General features: G+C 64.9%; 17 protein-coding genes. 4 read left to right on the forward strand and 13 right to left on the reverse strand.

Annotated features, from left to right (window positions below):
* Positions 1–867, forward strand: a complete 867-nt coding sequence (locus J0H39_08750; protein MBN9496832.1) for a ribokinase — start codon at positions 1–3, stop codon at positions 865–867.
* Here the strand turns inward: J0H39_08750 and J0H39_08755 are convergent.
* From J0H39_08755 to J0H39_08785, 7 genes are all read right to left on the reverse strand, one after another.
* Positions 851–1,528, reverse strand: a complete 678-nt coding sequence (locus tag J0H39_08755; protein ID MBN9496833.1) for a hypothetical protein — start codon at positions 1,526–1,528, stop codon at positions 851–853. The genes J0H39_08750 and J0H39_08755 overlap by 17 nt on opposite strands.
* Positions 1,525–2,448: a dihydrodipicolinate synthase family protein gene (locus J0H39_08760; protein ID MBN9496834.1), complete on the reverse strand. Its 924-nt coding sequence runs from the start codon at positions 2,446–2,448 to the stop codon at positions 1,525–1,527. Before J0H39_08760 ends, J0H39_08755 begins: the two co-directional genes overlap by 4 nt.
* A gap of 11 nt (positions 2,449–2,459) precedes the next feature.
* Positions 2,460–3,179: an ABC transporter ATP-binding protein gene (locus J0H39_08765; GenBank protein MBN9496835.1), complete on the reverse strand. Its 720-nt coding sequence runs from the start codon at positions 3,177–3,179 to the stop codon at positions 2,460–2,462.
* Between the two features lie 67 nt (positions 3,180–3,246).
* Positions 3,247–4,233, reverse strand: a complete 987-nt coding sequence (locus J0H39_08770; GenBank protein ID MBN9496836.1) for an ABC transporter substrate-binding protein — start codon at positions 4,231–4,233, stop codon at positions 3,247–3,249.
* A gap of 50 nt (positions 4,234–4,283) precedes the next feature.
* Complete coding sequence (locus J0H39_08775; GenBank protein MBN9496837.1) at positions 4,284–5,072, reverse strand: ABC transporter permease; 789 nt, start codon at positions 5,070–5,072, stop codon at positions 4,284–4,286.
* Positions 5,069–5,521 (reverse strand): cupin domain-containing protein, encoded by a 453-nt coding sequence (locus tag J0H39_08780; protein MBN9496838.1) that lies wholly within the window; start codon positions 5,519–5,521, stop codon positions 5,069–5,071. The genes J0H39_08775 and J0H39_08780 overlap by 4 nt, the downstream gene beginning before the upstream one ends.
* Positions 5,511–6,380, reverse strand: a complete 870-nt coding sequence (locus J0H39_08785; GenBank protein ID MBN9496839.1) for an IclR family transcriptional regulator — start codon at positions 6,378–6,380, stop codon at positions 5,511–5,513. Before J0H39_08785 ends, J0H39_08780 begins: the two co-directional genes overlap by 11 nt.
* 132 nt (positions 6,381–6,512) lie before the next feature.
* Here J0H39_08785 and J0H39_08790 point away from each other — a divergent pair, with 132 nt between their 5' ends.
* Positions 6,513–7,283 carry a DUF3750 domain-containing protein gene (locus tag J0H39_08790; GenBank protein ID MBN9496840.1) on the forward strand — a complete coding sequence of 257 codons (771 nt, stop codon included), beginning with the start codon at positions 6,513–6,515 and terminating at the stop codon, positions 7,281–7,283.
* 3 nt (positions 7,284–7,286) lie between these two features.
* Here the strand turns inward: J0H39_08790 and J0H39_08795 are convergent, their stop codons facing one another.
* From J0H39_08795 to J0H39_08820, 6 genes are read right to left on the reverse strand one after another with little or no spacing between them, the layout of a single operon-like run.
* Positions 7,287–8,099: an ABC transporter ATP-binding protein gene (locus J0H39_08795; protein ID MBN9496841.1), complete on the reverse strand. Its 813-nt coding sequence runs from the start codon at positions 8,097–8,099 to the stop codon at positions 7,287–7,289.
* A gap of 1 nt (position 8,100) precedes the next feature.
* A complete protein-coding gene (locus J0H39_08800) occupies positions 8,101–8,916 on the reverse strand; it encodes a creatininase family protein (protein ID MBN9496842.1) in 816 nt (271 codons plus the stop codon).
* Positions 8,917–8,921: 5 nt separating this feature from the next.
* The gene (locus tag J0H39_08805; GenBank protein MBN9496843.1) at positions 8,922–9,740 is read right to left on the reverse strand and encodes an ABC transporter permease; all 819 of its coding nucleotides are present in this window, start codon (positions 9,738–9,740) and stop codon (positions 8,922–8,924) included.
* Entirely contained in the window at positions 9,719–10,750 is a 1,032-nt protein-coding gene (locus J0H39_08810; protein MBN9496844.1) for an aromatic ring-hydroxylating dioxygenase subunit alpha, read from the reverse strand. The genes J0H39_08805 and J0H39_08810 overlap by 22 nt, the downstream gene beginning before the upstream one ends.
* 5 nt (positions 10,751–10,755) lie before the next feature.
* The gene (locus J0H39_08815; protein MBN9496845.1) at positions 10,756–11,796 is read right to left on the reverse strand and encodes an aromatic ring-hydroxylating dioxygenase subunit alpha; all 1,041 of its coding nucleotides are present in this window, start codon (positions 11,794–11,796) and stop codon (positions 10,756–10,758) included.
* Between the two features lie 31 nt (positions 11,797–11,827).
* Positions 11,828–12,805, reverse strand: a complete 978-nt coding sequence (locus J0H39_08820; GenBank protein MBN9496846.1) for an ABC transporter substrate-binding protein — start codon at positions 12,803–12,805, stop codon at positions 11,828–11,830.
* Positions 12,806–12,962: 157 nt separating this feature from the next.
* Between J0H39_08820 and J0H39_08825 the strand changes: the two genes are divergently transcribed.
* Together J0H39_08825 and J0H39_08830 are read left to right on the forward strand one after the other, a co-directional pair.
* Positions 12,963–14,372 (forward strand): FAD-binding oxidoreductase, encoded by a 1,410-nt coding sequence (locus J0H39_08825; GenBank protein ID MBN9496847.1) that lies wholly within the window; start codon positions 12,963–12,965, stop codon positions 14,370–14,372.
* A 38-nt stretch (positions 14,373–14,410) separates the two neighbouring features.
* Entirely contained in the window at positions 14,411–15,853 is a 1,443-nt protein-coding gene (locus J0H39_08830; protein MBN9496848.1) for a YdiU family protein, read from the forward strand.

Genomic DNA, 15,853 nt, shown 5'->3' on the forward strand with positions numbered 1-15,853 from the left:
TTGATCGTCGTTTTCGGTTCGATCAATATCGATTTTCTGCTGCGCGTCGCGCGTTTGCCGGGCGAAGGCGAAACCGTCGGGGGGCAGGATGTCGCCTTGGCGCCGGGCGGGAAGGGGGCGAACCAAGCGCTTGCCGCGCGCAAGGCGGGGGCTTCGGTAAAGCTCGTCGGCGCGGCCGGCGGCGACGCTTTCGCCGATCTGGCGCTCGCCAATCTCGTCGCCTCCGGCGTCGATCTGTCGGGCTTGAGCCGCGTCACGCGGCCGACCGGGGCGGCGTTCATCACCATCGACGATGCCGGCCGCAATCACATCGTGCTGTCGCCGGGCGCCAATCAGGATGCGAAGGCGGCCGACTTCGTGCCCGTCGCAAGCGGGATTCTATTGGTTCAGCGCGAATTGCCCGAAGGCGAAACGCTGGCGGCGCTGCGCAAAGCTAAAGATGCGGGCATGACGACGATCGTCAACGCGGCACCCTCGGCCGGGTTTACGGCGGAGATGCGCGACCTCGCCGACATCGTCATCGCCAACGAGCACGAGATCGCCGATGTCGCGGGCCGCGTCGATACGCCCGAAGCGCTTGCCGTCGAGCTTGCCAAGACCGGCAAGTCGATCGTGCTCACACTCGGCGCCGAAGGGGCGCTCGCCGCCAAGGGCGGTCAGGTTTGGCGCGCCCCCGCCAGCAAGGTGAACGTGGTTGATACGACCGGGGCGGGCGACACGTTCTGCGGCGCTTTCGCGGCGGCCTTGGACGAGGGCAAGGATATCGGTGCGGCCTTGGCTTTCGCCGCCGCCGCCGGATCGCTCGCCTGCACGGGGCTGGGGGCGCAGAGCGCCACGCCCGATCGCGCCGCTATTTTGAAAGCGTGATCTGGTGGCGATAGATGCCGGCGGGCGCTACGCCGATCGCGCCGTGCTTGGCCAGCGCCTCTGGCGATAGAACGCCGCGCACGGTCGCGGCGAATTCCGGCATATCGCCCCAGCCTTCGACCAGCAGCGCCACGCGCGGCCGGTCGTTGGAAACGCCGCGCGCTTTCTCCTCCGCGTTCACTTCGCCGCTCGCCGCCTCGTCGGCGACGATGGCGGAAAGCGCCGCGATACCCGGCATCGTCATCAGCTTGTCAAATAACGGGGTGAGCGAGGCGACATGCGCCGCTTCGCCGCCGGGCTTGGTGTTGTAGCGCAATGTCGCCAGCAAGCCGCCATCGGCCGCCCCGCGATTGACCGCCACGCCGCACAGCGATCGCGCGACATTGCGGAAATGCTGGACGGCTTTCAGCGTCCAGGGTGTCGGCGAATTCAAACGCGCGCGATAATCGGGCCCAGCGACAACGCCCGCGTCGCGCGTTTCGTAGATGTTGAAAAAGCCGAGATCGGCGTCCAACGCCACAAAGCGCCGCCCACGCACGAAGCCGGGGATCGCGACACGCTCGGGCATATGCTCGCCGCCGTGCCAAGCGTAGAAATCCGCGAGACCATCGGGAACGATATCGTGCCAGATCGCGACCGCGCCGTTGCCTTGCAAACTCATCCGATCAGTCCTTGTTGGCGGCACAGGGCCGCGATTTCGGCGCGCTCGGCGTCGGAAATGCCGAGCTGCGGTTCGCGCACCGCCGCACTGGGGAAGATGCCCTGCAAGCGCAGCACTTCCTTCATGCGCGGGCGAAAATCGCGGATCGGGGCGCGCCAGCAATAGCGTGCGATGGGGCCAAGCTTGTCCCAAATCGTCTGCGCTTTGGCGAGATCGCGGTCGCGGCAGGCATGGATCATCGTCCGGAGTTCGGCGGTCGCCGTGCCCGCGAAGCCGATCAACGCGCCGTCGCAGCCCATCAACTGGGCTTCGAAGATGAACGTGTCGCTGCCGGTCAGCACGCCGATCTTGCGCGGCAGCTTGGCGACGGCCTCGACCGCCTGAATCGTCTGCGTCGCATCGAAGGAGGATTCCTTCATCGCGATCAGTTGCGGGATTTCCGCCATCGCCTGAAGAATGTCCGGCGTGTAATCCGGGCCCCAACCCCGCGGGAACTGGAAGCAGATGATCGGCAATCCCGCCGCATCGGCGATCGCGCGGTGATAGCGCACGATCATGTCGGCGGGGACCGGCGCCCCCGAGAAGGTCGGGAAGGCCGGGAACACCGCGAAGCCTTCCGCGCCGTTCTTGGCGAGCTTCTCGGCCTTTTTGGCCGCTGCCTTGGTCGAGCCGCCGCCGGCCCCCGACAGGAAGGGCACGCGCTTGGCGATGGCCCGCGAACAGAGTCGCGCGACTTCGTAGATTTCGTCGTCGTCGAGCGAGACGACTTCCGACGCGTCCATATTCATGACGATCGCGTCGGGCTTCTGGCCCGCGATCCAATCCATGTAGCGCTCAAGAGTCGCCCAGTCGATCGACTGGTCGTCTTTCATCGGCAGAAACGGTGCCGCGATGAGGCCGGAGAAGGGCCGGGGGAGCATGATGCGGGACCTCAATATTGGATGACGCCGCGGCGCATGAAGCACTCAGTGATTTCTTCGCAGTATTCCGAGAACTTCGCGCTGGCGATGATTTCCTTGTTGCGGGGGCGCGGCAGATCGATGTCGATGATGCGGTCGATCTTGCCGGGGCGCGGCGTCATGACGATCACGCGATCGGCCAGCGCCACGGCTTCCGAAATCCCGTGCGTCACGAACAGCGTCGTGTGGCGCCGGTCGAGCCAGAGTTTTTCGAGGTCGATGCGCATCTGTTCGCGCGTCAGCGCGTCCAGCGCGCCGAAGGGCTCGTCCATCAGCAGCAGCGGCGGATCGTGGATCAGGCCGCGCACGATGGCGCAGCGCTGGCGCATGCCGCCCGACAATTCGCGCGGCATGCGGTCGGTGAAGTCGCCCAAGCCGACCTTGCCGAGCAGCCGTAGCGCTTCGTCGCGACACTTGGCGGGATCGAGCCCGCGCAGTTCGAGCTGGACCAGCACGTTGTCCAACACGTTGCGCCAGTCGAGCAGCACCGGCGACTGGAACACGATACCGATTTCGGTCTGCGGGCCGGTCACGTCGCGCCCGGCGACCTTCACGTTGCCGGAACTATTGCGCAGCAGGCCCGCGACGATACGCAGCAACGTACTTTTGCCGCAGCCCGACGGCCCGACGATCGCGACGAATTCTCCCGCCGCGATCGTCAGGTCGACATGTTCGATCGCGTGCGTGACCATGTCTCCACGCCGGAAGACATGCGCCACGCCCGCGATATCGACGGACGAGCCGATTTTGTCGAGATCGTTACGCACTCGGCATGAACTCGTTGGTGTGGAACGCGGTCCAAGGCTGGTTCGTCTGCAATTCGCGATACTGCTTCAGCAGATCGATCGTCTGTTCCCAATCCTTCTGCGCGCCGAAACCGATGCGGCCCTTCGAATTCGCGGAATCGAGCAATTCGAAATCGACCAGCATCTGATCAAGCGTCGAGGCCGCGTTGAGGTCGGGTTTGACCTTCAATGCCGCTTCGACGGCGGCCTTCGGGTTCTTCTTCGACTCCTCCCACGAGCGCACGCTGGCGCGCACGAAGCGGCGGACCATGTCGGGCTTGTCGCGGATCGTCGAAAGCTGCGTCAGGATCGTCATGCCGACGATATTGGCGCCGTGATCGGCGTAGCGCAGCGCATGCGGCTCATGGCCCTGGTACTTGATCAGGAAGAACTGATCGTCGGCACCGCCGAGCAGCGCGTCGGCGCGCTTTTCCAGCACCGCCGCGACCTTGGCCGCGGGATCGACCTGGACGAAGCGGATCTTGCTCATGTCCAGCTTGTTGTGCGCGGCAAGGGCGCGGAACAACTGGCCCAGCGGATCGCCGGGCGACACGGCCAGCGACTTGCCTTCGAGATCCTTGGGCGTGCGGATGCCGGCCGAGGCGAGCGACACGACCGAAAAGCCGGTCGAGTTCAGCAGCGACATGACCGATTTGATCTCCGCCCCGCGCGCGGCGAGGCCGATCAGGCTGGAGGAATCCGCCATGCCGAACGTGTCGGATCCGGCGGCGACGACCTGCACCGTGTTGGCCGAGCCGCGGCCTTCGTTCAGCGTGATGTCGATGCCCGCGTCGCGGAACGCGCCGATGTCGCGGCCGTAGTAGAACGGCACGTGCAATCCGCCGAGATACCAGTTGAAGCGCAGCGAGACGGCGTCGCGGGCTTGCGCGATGGCGGGGGCGTAGGGGGCGGCGGCGAGGGCCAAGGCGCCCATGCCGAATTTGCGGCGTGTGGTTTTCATGGCGTTGTCTCCCTTGTGATTTGTTCGTTGGTTTTGGCCGTTGTTTTCGTTCAAGCGCCGGTCACGCCCGCGGGCCGTTGCGAGACGTGCCAGGGGATGGCGAGCCGTTCGATCAACTCGACGGCGTAGTAGACGACGAGGCCGATGATGCTGAGGATGATGATGATCGCGAAGACCATCGCCGTTTCGAACTGCCCGTTATACTGGAGCAGCAGATAGCCGAGGCCACGATCGGCGGCGACGAATTCGGCGACGATCGCGGCCGTGGCCGACAAGGCGGCACCGACCTTCAGCCCGGTGAAGATGTCGGGCAGCGCCTGCGGCAATTGGATGGTGCGGAACAGCTTCCATTCCGAAGCGCCCGTGGTGCGCGCGAAATCGGCGATCTCCGGATCGACCGATTTGAAGCCCGCCACACTGGCCACCACGATCGGGAAGAAGCACAGCAGGAAAACGATGATGACCTTCGGCGCGAAGCCGAAGCCCAGCCAGATGATGAAGAGCGGGGCAATCGCGATCTTCGGGATGATCTGCAGGAAGACGACGACCGGATAGATCGATTGCTCGACGAAGCGGCTGCGCGCCACGACCAGCGCCAAAGGCACGCTGACGACGATCGACAGCAGATAGCCCGCGAGCAATTGGCGCGAGGTGACATATGCCGCGTCCATCACGGCGGGCGCGCGTTTGACGAACTCGACCCAGACTTTGGTCGGCGGCGGCAGCAGATATTCCTTGATGCCGAACAGCTTCACGCCGAATTCCCACAGCAGAAGCAGGATCGCGAAAACGATCAGCGGCCCGGCGCGCCGCTTCGTCCAGTCGAGCAGGGCGGTCATTCCGCCACCTGCCGAGGCAAATCGAACGTGCCGAACTCGGCGGGCGTGTTGATCTCGATAAGCTCGAGATCGTCCGAACGCGCCAGCACGTTATGCGCGACACCGGCGGGCTGCGACAGGCAATCGCCCGCGCGCACGGTGATCTTGCCCTCGCGCCCGCGATAGCCGAACTCGATCCAGCCTTTCATCACGAATACGAAATGGCCGGTCATGTCGTGCCAATGCCAGCCGGTTTCGCCGGGGAACGGCTTGATCGCGCGAATATGCTTGGCGCCGATCTTACCGCCGCTGGCGGCGGCGAGCCCCAAATCGCGATATTCGACATCGGCGCGCGGGCCGTCGCGGGTAAACGGCGCGTCGGCAGAGACGAGGGCGAGTTTGCTCAACGCCTCGGCAAAGGGCAGCGGCCCGGCATAGGTTGGCGTCGCGGGCATAGCGTCAGACGGCATTGGCGAGCTCCGGCGGAAGGGCGGCGGGCGATCGGCCGACGAGGCCGGCGCGCAAGGGCCAGATGGCGGAAAGTTCTTGGGCCGCGGCGGCGAGGGTGCGCGCGAATTCGGCGCGCCGTTCGGCGGGGAAGCGGCTGATCGGCCCCGCAAGGCTCAACGTGCCCGCGACGGGCGCATCCGGTTGCGGCGACACGCGGAACGTGACGGCGACGGCGGCCGTCCCCAATTCCGCTTCCTCCAGCGCCAGGCCGTAGCCGCGCGCGCGCGTTTCGCGCAGTTTCGCTTTTAGCGCCTCGATCGTGCGCACGACATTGGGGCCGAACAAGGCGGCACGCGGGAAGCCGGCGGCGGTGACGATGCGCACCGCGTCCTTCTCCGGCAATGTCGATAGCCAGATCGATCCGACGGCGGTCGGGTGCAGGGCGACCAGGAATCCGGTATCTGGATCGTAGCGCAGGCCGTGGCGCGCCCCTTGGGCCTTCGCGACCCAGATCAGGCGTTCGTTGTCGACGATCGTCAGGCGCGCAAGCTCGCCGCTGTCGCGCGCCAGCCGGTCGAGGATCGGCTGCGCCACGTCGTTGATGCCCAGCCCCGCATAATGGCGCAGGCCCATCAGGCCGAGTTTCATCGTGAGTTCGTAATCGGCGGAGCCTTCATCCTGCTGCACGAAACCCTTTTCGATCAGCATCGCCAGCAGGCGATGGACGGCACTTTTCGGCAGCTTCAAGCGATCGCCGATATCGGTGATCGACAAACCGCCGGAATTGGCCGCGAGCAATTCGAGAATATCGAGCGTGCGGCGCGCGGCGGATTTGCCGCCGGCCGTTTTGTCGCTCTCCGATTTGCGCGTACCCGCCAAAAGCTTTCCCCGTCGCATTCCTGTTTTTAAATCGGAACGTGGTTCCAGTTTGTGCAGGACCGGATGCGGAGTCAAGCCGGTCGCTTGCTCCGGGGATGCGTTTTGTCGGCGGTTCGGGGTAGAATGATCCGTATGCGCCCCCTCCGCATTCTCCGCACCGTTTTGCTCGTTTTGGCTGTGTTGCTCGCCGGACCCGGCATCACCGCCCTGTCGCGCGCGTCCGACAACAACGATTGGCGGCGCGCGAGCCGCGAGGCGATGGGCTTGGCACCCGATCCCGCCGTCGCGCGCCAGGCGATGATCCGCGTTTATGGGGCCCGCACGCGCGGCTGGCGCGGGGCGTTCGGCGTTCACACCTGGGTCGCGGTGAAGCCGGAGAACGCGGCCGCGTGGACGACCTACGAGATCGTCGGCTGGCGCTCGCGCTGGGGCGGCGACGGGCTGGCGGTGTCGCAAGGGGCCCCCGACCGGCGCTGGTTCGGCGCCGAGCCCGAGCTCTACGCGCATCTGGAAGGGCCGGGCACGCAGGAAGCGATCGCGCGCGCGGTCGCGGCGGCCGAAGCCTATCCCTATCGCAACGAATACGGGCTGTGGCCGGGGCCGAACTCGAACACCTTCACTGCGATGGTTGCGCGCGCCGTGCCGGAGCTGCGGCTCGACCTGCCGCCCACGGCGATCGGCAAGGATTTTCTCGGCGGTGCGAAAATCGCCGCCCCTGCGCTATCGGGCACGGGCGTGCAATTCTCGCTGTTCGGCTTGCTCGGCCTCGTCGTTGCGGCCGAAGAAGGCATCGAGCTCAACGTCGCGGGCCTGACCTTCGGCATCGATCCGCTGGGCTTGGGCGTCAAGCTGCCCGGCATCGGCCGCCTCGGCCCCGCGCAGGATCCGGCGCGGCAGCTTTAGCGATTAATGCTCGTCGATGCCCGCCGGATTGGCGGCCATGGCGTCGTCGAGCAGTTCCGACACGCGCCGGCACGCGTCGTTATAGGGCTGCGAGGTGCGGAACGCTGTGCCGCGCGGATAGCCCGCATCGACGCCGAGCTCGCCGACGATCCGGCCCGGGCGTGCGGCCATGACGACGATGCGCGTCGACAGATAGACGCTTTCATAGACCGAGTGCGTGACGAACACGACCGTCCAGCGCTGCTTGTTCCAGAGTTCCAGCAGATCGTTGTTGAGTTTGAAGCGCGTGATTTCGTCGAGTGCGGCGAAGGGCTCGTCCATCAGCAGCACTTTGGGCCGCATGACCAGCGCGCGCGCGATCGACACGCGCATCTTCATGCCGCCGGACAATTCGCGCGGATAGGACTTGGCGAAACGCTCCAGCCCGACCATCTTCAACGCTTCGGCGACGCGGTCGGGCACTTCCCCTTTCGGCCGGTCCTTCAGCGTGAAGGGCAGGGCGACATTGTCGAACACCGTCGCCCAGGGCATCAGCGTGGGTTCCTGGAACACGAAGCCGATCTCGCGCTCGGGCTTGCCCGACGCATCGTACATCGCCGTCGGCCATTCGATCTCGCCTTCGCTGGCTTCGCCGAGCCCCGCGATCATGCGCAACGCCGTCGATTTGCCGCAACCCGAGGGCCCGAGCAGCGAGATGAACTCGCCCGGCATGATGTCGAGATCGAGGCCGCGGATCGCTTCTGTGCCGTTGGAGAAGACCTTGCGGATTCCCTTCAAGCGCACGAGCGGGCGGGCGGGGATGGAACCGTCGTCCATTTCAAGCGCTCCGCGTCACGAGATTGGCCAGCGGATAGCGATGCACTTCCGCGAGCAGGCGATTGAAGCCGGCGGCGGCGTGATCGATACACGCATTGCCGCGGGCGGCGTCGGCGTCCTTGGCGTTGCCGCAGGCACCGGCGGGATTCAGATCCTGCGTCTGCCAGCCGAAGCCGATGCGGCCCTCGGGCATCAAGAACTCGTATTCCTTCTCCATGGCGACGGAAATCGACACGAAATCGGCGGCATGTTCCATCTGCACGAGATCGGGGCGGCTCGCGAGCATCATTGACGTTTCGACCGACCCGCCATGGATGCCGTGGGTGAGCTCAAGTTCGGGGTACAGCCCGTCGGGCACGCCGAAGGAGAACGTGGCACAGGTGATGACGAACATGTCGAGGCGCACGCGCAGATCGCGCGCGACGATGTCCAGCACTTGCGGCTGGCCGCCATGCGAGTTGACGATCACCAGCTTGCGGATCCCGGCGCGATGCACGCATTCGCCGAGTTCCGTCCACATCCGGATCAGCGTTTCGGCCGAGAAGGACAATGTGCCCGGAAAGGCGAGATGCTCGTTCGACTTGCCGACCGGCATCGCGGGCAGCACGGTCACCGGCAGATCGGCCGGCATGGTTTCGACCGCGCGCGCGACGACGGCTTCGTTGAGGCACGCGTCGACATAGACCGGCAGATGCGGCCCGTGCTGCTCGATCGCCGCGACCGGTAAGACGGCGATCGTATCCTTCGGCAGGCGCGCGAATTCGGCGGTCGTCATGTCGCGCCACCAGCGGCGCGGCAGGCGGGGGGAAGTCGGCATGTCGATCAATTCTCGCGTTTCACTTCGCTCTCGTGCCAGCGATGCAGCAACGCCCATTGCAGCCACATCGTGGCGTAGAACAGGACGATGCCGAAGGCCGAGAGCATCAATAGCGCCGCGAACATGCGCGGCACGTTCAGCATGTTGCCGCTTTCGATGATGCGCCAGGCGAGGCCCGTGGCCGAACCCGAGCCCGCCGCGAACTCCGCGACCACGGCGCCGATCAAGGCGAGGCCGCTGGAGACGCGCACGCCGCCCAGGATATAGGGCAGCGCCGAGGGAAGCTGGAGATAGCGGAATTTCTTCCAGCCCGAGGCGCCGTAGAGATCGAACAGATTCTTGAGTCCGTGATCGGCGGAGCTAAGTCCGATCGTGGTGTTCGACAGGATCGGAAAGAACGCGACGATCCAGGCGAGGATCAGCAGCGCCAGCCACAGCCGGTCGAGCCCGATCCAGATGATTATGAGGGGCGCGATCGCCACAACGGGTGTCACCTGCAACACGACCGCATAGGGCCACAGCGTGCGCTCGATCGTGCGGTTGAGCGTGAACAACACGCCCAAGGTCATGCCGGTGACGACGGCGGCGAGGAACGCGACGACCGTGACGCGCGTGGTGAACCAGAGCGAGCCGAGCAGCGACGGCCCGTCCGACCAGAACGCCATCGCGATCAGGCTGGGGGCGGGCAGCACGAATTTCGGGATTTTCCAAGCCGTGACCGACCATTCCCAGAAGGCGAGGAAGGCGATGCCCGCCGCGAGCGGCAGGATCCAGCGCGAATGCTTCGACCAGAGTGTCCCGATCACGCCGACACCGCACGCGATTCCGTTTCGCCATGCGCTTCCAGCAATTCGCGCAAGCGCCGGCGCATGACCAAGCCCGGCTTGTCCGACGGCATGTGGAATTCCTCGCCGTCGACGACCGCGAGCGGCACGTCCGGGCTGCAGCCTTCCAGGATCAGCTTGTCCTCGTCGACGATCTTGCGGTCGAAGGCGATGACCTGTTCGGTCGAGACGTCGGCTTCCGTGTCGTTGCGGAAGCAGAACTGAATTACCATCGTGCGTGCGTCTTCCATTGGCGTCGCGGCAGTGACGATCGTGTGGCGCAGGCCGTTGGGATAGGTGATGCCCAAACGCCGCGCGAAGGGCATGAACCAGGTATTGGTGCGCCGGCGCGTGGTCGTGCCTTCGGCGATCTTCAGCGCATCGGCGGAATCCCCGCCGCGCACATCGACCTCGCTTTCGACGTAGTAGTCGAAGCCGTTCGCGTGCTCGGTGACGACCGGCATTTGCTCGGGCAGCGGCCGCGACGTGCTGCCGAACGTGCCGCGATGGACGAAGGCGGGATGCGCCACGTCGAAGGAATTCTCCATCAAGCGCAAAGCGCCGATCTTCCATTCCTCGTAAAACTGATCGACGCGGCGGAAGCCCGGCTCGTTCGCTTCGGGGATCTCGGGCAGCGGCGTCAACGGTTCGCCGAGCGCCACCCAAATATGGCCGTAGCGTTCTTCGACGCGATAGCCGTCGACCGCGATCTTGCCCGTCGCGGCCGGGTTCTCGCGCTGGGGAATGCGCACGCATTTGCCCGCGCAATCGAATGTCCAGCCGTGATAGCCGCAGACGAGATTGCCGGTCTCGTCGAGATAGCCAAGCGACAGCTTGGCCGAGCGATGCGGGCAGCGATCCGCGATCGCGGCAAGAGTGCCGTCCGGCTTGCGCCAGACGACGATATCCTCGCCCAACAAGCGGAACGGCTTCTGGCCGTCGTCGAGATGCGACGCGCGGAACACCGGATACCAGAAGCGGCGCAGGATCGGTTGGCGGGTCGGCAGCATGCGCGTTACTCCGCCGCCTGGGACGAGCGCACGTGGCGCGTCGCTTCCGTCTCGCCGTGTGCGGCCAGAAGTTCGCGCAGTTTACGGCGCATCACGAGGCCCGGCTTGTCCGACGGCATATGCTGCTCGAAACGGTCGTCGAGCGGCACGTCGGGATCGCAGGATTCGAGGATCACCTTGTCCTCCAGCGTCACCGCGCGATCGAAGGCGTTGACGTCGGCGGCTGGGGCCTGTTCCTCGGTGTCCGAGCGATAGCACCATTGCACCAGCATGGTCGTGTCGTCGGTCATCGGCGTGGCCGCCGTGATGATCGTATGGCGAAGCCCGTTGGGGTAGGTGATCCCGAGGCGCCGGACGAACGGCATGAACCAAGTGTTCTTGAGCTTGCGCACCGTGTCGCCCGGATCGGCGCTGAGCACCTTCGAGGCGAGATCGCCGCGGATCTTCACGGGGATTTCCGCGCGCAGATGGAAGCCGTAATCGTATTCCTCGATCTCGTTCTTCGCGGGGATCGGCTCCGACGCTTCGCCGAAGGTCTTGCGATGCGTGAAGGCGACATGCGCGTTGTCGAAAGAATTCTCCATCAAGCGCAGCGCGCCGATCTTCCAAGACTCATAGAATTGATCGATATGGCGCAGGCCCGGCTCGTCGGCCTCCGGGATATACGGCAGATCGGCCAGCGGCTCGCCCAGCACGACCCAGATATGGCCGTAGCGTTCGGCAGCTTGATAGCCGCCGATGCGCATCTTGCCGGTCGCGGTCGGGTTCTCGCGCTGGGGAATGCGCACGCATTTGCCCGAGCCGTCGAAGGTCCAGCCGTGATAGCCGCAGACGACGTTGCCTTCCTGCAAAAAGCCGAGCGAGAGCTTGGCCGAGCGATGCGGGCAGCGATCCTCGATGCAGGCGATGCCGCCGTCGGCTTGGCGCCACAGGACGATGTTCTGTCCCAGCAGCGTGAAGCCGAAGGGCTTGTCGGCCGTCACATCCGCCGCGCGCGCGACGGGATACCAGAAACGGCGCAGCACCGGTTGCTTGGTGTTCAGCATGAGGATCGCTCCCGATCTTCGTCGTTGCGGCTTAGAGGCCGCGGCGCTTGTTGATGAAGTCCAGCGTGAAACCCGAGCGCCAGTCGAAATCCGGCTTGTACAGGCCCTGGTCGCGCATCATTTCGAAATGGCCTTTGAAGCGCTCTTCGGAGATCGTGCCGATCCCGAATTTTTTGGCGTCGTCGTTCACGATCAACTCGTATTTCTTCATCGTTTCGATCGCGAAGGCCATCAGCTCGGGCGTATTATCCGGGTTGTCTTTCTGGATCAGCGCGTTCGCGGGCGCCGGATCCTTCAGATAATCGATCCAGCCGTCGATCGTGCCGTCGACGAAGCACTGCACGTTCTTGGGCTTCTCCTTGATGTATTTCGTCGGGAAGATGATCAGCGACGAATAGGAGAGATAGCCGAAATCGGCGAACAAGAAGACCTTGGGATCGACATTGCCTTCGGTCTTCACTTTGAACGGCTCGCTCGACACGAAGCCTTGCTGGATCGCGTTCTTGTCGATCAGCCACGGACCCATCTGGAACGTGTAGGGTCGGATCTGCGAATCCGTGAAGCCGTAGCGCGCGCGCAGGAACGGCCAATAGGTCGTGCGCGCCGATTGCGCGATCAGGATCGGCTTGCCGCGCATATCTTCGATCTTCTCGATTCCATTGCCCTGATGGGTCATGAAGATCTGCGGCGATTTCTGGAACGACGCCGCGACCGCCTTGGCTTCGAACCCCGCTTCGTTCAAGCGGAACGGATCGTCGGTGTAGGAACCCATCATCGCGTCCACCGCGCCGCCGGCGAGCAGCGCCTTGGCATCCGTGCCCGGGCCGCCCATGCGGATCGCGACGTCCAAGCCGCAGGCTTTATAGAAGCCCTTGGCGACCGCTTGGTAATAGCCGCCATGTTCGGCCTGGGCGCGCCAGCTCGACAGGAAATTCAATTTCTCCTGCGCTGACGCGGGAAATGCGGCCAGCAGGCCGGCCGTCAGAAGGGTCGCCAATCGCAGTTTCATCGCCGGGCTCCATTCTCGAAAGGAACAATCTCTGCCGCCAAAAGGAGCAAGCGTCATGCCAGAGCCGATTCGCGCCAAGCCTTTGGCGTTCTTGTTGCATTGATCACCGGGATCTCGCGGCGCCGACCGGTTGGGTGCCGCTTACATAGGCAGGACCATGCGCGACGCTACCGATCCCACCGCCCGGCTGTCCGCGTTCCGCGCGGCGATCGGCGACATTCCGCTGATCGACGATCTGCAAACGCGCAAGGCGATGAGCCGCGACTGGTCGTCGGTATCGCCGGTGCTGCGCAAATCCTTGCGCGGGCGGATCGCCGACGCGGTCGCCATTCCGCGCGATCGCACGCAGATCGCCACGCTGATCCGTGCGGCGGTTCGCACGGGCATGCCGTTGATCGCGCGCGGCGGCGGCACGGCGAATTACGGCCAATCGGTTCCGCTGGTGGGCGGTGTAACGATCGACTTCCGGCATTTCGCCGGCATCGTCGCGCACGACAAGACGCGTGTACGCGCGCTGGCGGGCACGAATACGGATGTGCTGGACGCCGAGCTTCGTGCGGCGGGCACGGAACTGCGCATCCATCCGTCAACACGGCATGTATCGACACTCGCCGGGTTCATCGCCGGCGGCTCGGGCGGGATCGGGTCGATCCGCTGGGGATTGCTGCGCGATCGCGGAAACATTTCCGCAATCAAACTGCTGTCGATCGAGGAATGTCCGCGCGAGGTCGAGTTGCGCGGTAAGGATGTGCTGCTGGCCCATCACGCCTATGGCACCAACGGCCTGATCGTCGAGATCGAGATGCCGCTGGAACCGGCGTGGGATTGGCGCGAACTCGTTTTCGCCTTTCCCGATTTCAAATCCGCGCTCGACGCCGGATTGCGCTTGGGCCACGAGGACGCGCTGCTGCTGAAGGTGCTGTCGTTGCAGGAATGGCCGATCGCGCGCTTGATGCCGGCCTTAGGCGCCGTCGTGCCCGAGGGCCAGACGATGATTTCGACGATGGCGGCCGCCCAGCATCGCGACGAGGTCGTGGAACTCGCGGCCGAATATGGCGGACGGCTGGTCCATGATCACGCCGAGGGCCAAGGTCCTTACGGCGAGCCGCTCTACCGCTTCTGCTACGGCCATTCGCTGATGCAGGTGCAGAAGAAGGACACGAAATATACGAGCGTGCAAACGATGTTCGGCGGCGGCGATCTGCGCGGCCAGTTGTTGGGCCTGCATCCCGAATTCGAAGGCACGATGCCGTTCCGCCTCGAATTCCAAAAGTCGCAAGGCAAGCTCGTCGCCGTCGGCTCGCCGCTGTTCCTTTACGAAAGCGAAGCGCAGATGGCGGACGTGGTGCGCCGCGTCCAAGCCAGCGGCGCGCATGTCGCCAATTCGCACACGACGTCGATCCGCAATGTCGGCATGAAGACGCTGACCCAGGCCGATCTCGACTTCACCCGCGCGATGGACCCGCATGGTTTGTTGAACCCCGGCAAGGTCGATCTCGACGACGAAACGCTGGAAAACGAACTCGACGTCAGCGGCTGGCATTTTGAAGAAGCGCAGGCGCGCTGATTGTTGCCTCGCGCGCCCGCAAGGCGTAGGGAAGGGGCATGCAAGCCCCCCCGATCGTCTTCGACAACAGCTACGTCAAACTGCCCGACCGTTTCCACGCCAAGCTGCCGCCGACACCGGTCGCAGCGCCCGCTTTGCTGCGCGTCAATGTCGATCTCGCGCGCGAACTCGGCATCGATCCGCATTGGCTGGCGAGCGCCGATGGCGTGGCTACCGTCGCCGGAAACGCTTTGCCGCCAGGGGCGGAACCGCTGGCGATGGCCTATTCCGGCCATCAATTCGGCCATTGGTCGGGGCAGCTCGGCGACGGGCGCGCGATCTTGCTGGGCGAGACGATCGGGCGCGACGGCAAACGCTACGACATCCATCTGAAGGGCTCGGGCCGCACGCCGTTTTCGCGCGGCGGCGATGGGCGCGCGGCGATCGGCCCCGTGTTGCGCGAGTTGGTCGTCAGCGAGGCGATGCATCGCCTGGGCGTGCCCACGACGCGCGTTTTGTCGGCGGTGATGACGGGCGAAGCCGTGCTGCGCCAGGACGGGCCCTTGCCGGGCGCAGTGCTGGCGCGCGTGGCGCGCGGGCATATCCGGGTCGGCACGTTCGAGCATTTCGCGTCGCGCGAGGATCGCGATGGATTGACGATTCTGACCGATTACGCGATCGCGCGTTTCGATCCCGAATTGGCGGCGTTGGGCCCAAATCGGGTGCTCGCGTTATTCGACGCCGTCGTCGCGCGCACGGCCAAGCTGATCGCGCAATGGCAGTGCCTTGGCTTTATCCACGGCGTGATGAACACCGACAACGTGACGATCTCGGGCGAGACGATCGATTACGGCCCGTGCGCCTTCATGGACGCCTACGATCCCGACGCGGTGTTCAGTTCGATCGATCATGGCGGGCGCTATCGCTATTCCAATCAGCCGCGCATCGCCCATTGGAACATGGCGCGGTTCGCCCAATGCCTGCTGGCGATCGTCGAAGGCGACGGCAAGGCTGCGGCCGATGCCGCGCAAAAGAAGCTCGACGCGTTTCCGGTACTGTTCGAACAAGCGTGGCTCGCGGGCATGCGGCGCAAGCTGGGCTTGCTGACGGCGCAGGACGGCGACCAGGAATTGGCCGAGGCGTTCTTGTCGCTGCTCACCGAAACAAAATCGGATTTCACCAATACGTTCCGGCTGCTCTGCGACGATCTGACGCTCGACGGGTTCGAAGCGTGGCGCGCGGCGTGGCACACACGCCGCGCGAGGGAAGACGTGCTACCAGAGGCCCAGCGTACGGCGATGCTGGGCGCCAATCCGGCTTTCATTCCGCGCAATCATCGCGTCGAAGCCGCCCTTACGGCGGCGCAGGACGGCAATTTGGCGCCGTTCGACGAATTGATGGATGTGCTGAAAGCGCCTTACGACGACCGGCCGGAATACGCGGATTACAAAACGCCGCCCGCCGAACACGAAATCGTCCGCGCGACGTTCTGCGGAACGTGA

The sequence above is a fragment of the Alphaproteobacteria bacterium genome (assembly GCA_017308135.1).
GTDB lineage: Bacteria > Pseudomonadota > Alphaproteobacteria > CACIAM-22H2 > CACIAM-22H2 > Tagaea.

What these genes read in the sequence shown, in the direction of transcription:
- J0H39_08760 (MBN9496834.1), bottom strand. Translation starts at nt 2,448, where the DNA reads ATGCTCCCCCGGCCCTTCTCCGGCCTCATCGCGGCACCGTTTCTGCCG.
- J0H39_08800 (MBN9496842.1), bottom strand. Translation starts at nt 8,916, where the DNA reads ATGCCGACTTCCCCCCGCCTGCCGCGCCGCTGGTGGCGCGACATGACG.
- J0H39_08780 (MBN9496838.1), bottom strand. Translation starts at nt 5,521, where the DNA reads ATGCCGTCTGACGCTATGCCCGCGACGCCAACCTATGCCGGGCCGCTG.
- J0H39_08775 (MBN9496837.1), bottom strand. Translation starts at nt 5,072, where the DNA reads ATGACCGCCCTGCTCGACTGGACGAAGCGGCGCGCCGGGCCGCTGATC.
- J0H39_08755 (MBN9496833.1), bottom strand. Translation starts at nt 1,528, where the DNA reads ATGAGTTTGCAAGGCAACGGCGCGGTCGCGATCTGGCACGATATCGTT.
- J0H39_08820 (MBN9496846.1), bottom strand. Translation starts at nt 12,805, where the DNA reads ATGAAACTGCGATTGGCGACCCTTCTGACGGCCGGCCTGCTGGCCGCA.
- J0H39_08765 (MBN9496835.1), bottom strand. Translation starts at nt 3,179, where the DNA reads ATGGTCACGCACGCGATCGAACATGTCGACCTGACGATCGCGGCGGGA.
- J0H39_08815 (MBN9496845.1), bottom strand. Translation starts at nt 11,796, where the DNA reads ATGCTGAACACCAAGCAACCGGTGCTGCGCCGTTTCTGGTATCCCGTC.
- J0H39_08810 (MBN9496844.1), bottom strand. Translation starts at nt 10,750, where the DNA reads ATGCTGCCGACCCGCCAACCGATCCTGCGCCGCTTCTGGTATCCGGTG.
- J0H39_08825 (MBN9496847.1), top strand. Translation starts at nt 12,963, where the DNA reads ATGCGCGACGCTACCGATCCCACCGCCCGGCTGTCCGCGTTCCGCGCG.
- J0H39_08790 (MBN9496840.1), top strand. Translation starts at nt 6,513, where the DNA reads ATGCGCCCCCTCCGCATTCTCCGCACCGTTTTGCTCGTTTTGGCTGTG.
- J0H39_08795 (MBN9496841.1), bottom strand. Translation starts at nt 8,099, where the DNA reads ATGGACGACGGTTCCATCCCCGCCCGCCCGCTCGTGCGCTTGAAGGGA.
- J0H39_08770 (MBN9496836.1), bottom strand. Translation starts at nt 4,233, where the DNA reads ATGAAAACCACACGCCGCAAATTCGGCATGGGCGCCTTGGCCCTCGCC.
- J0H39_08830 (MBN9496848.1), top strand. Translation starts at nt 14,411, where the DNA reads ATGCAAGCCCCCCCGATCGTCTTCGACAACAGCTACGTCAAACTGCCC.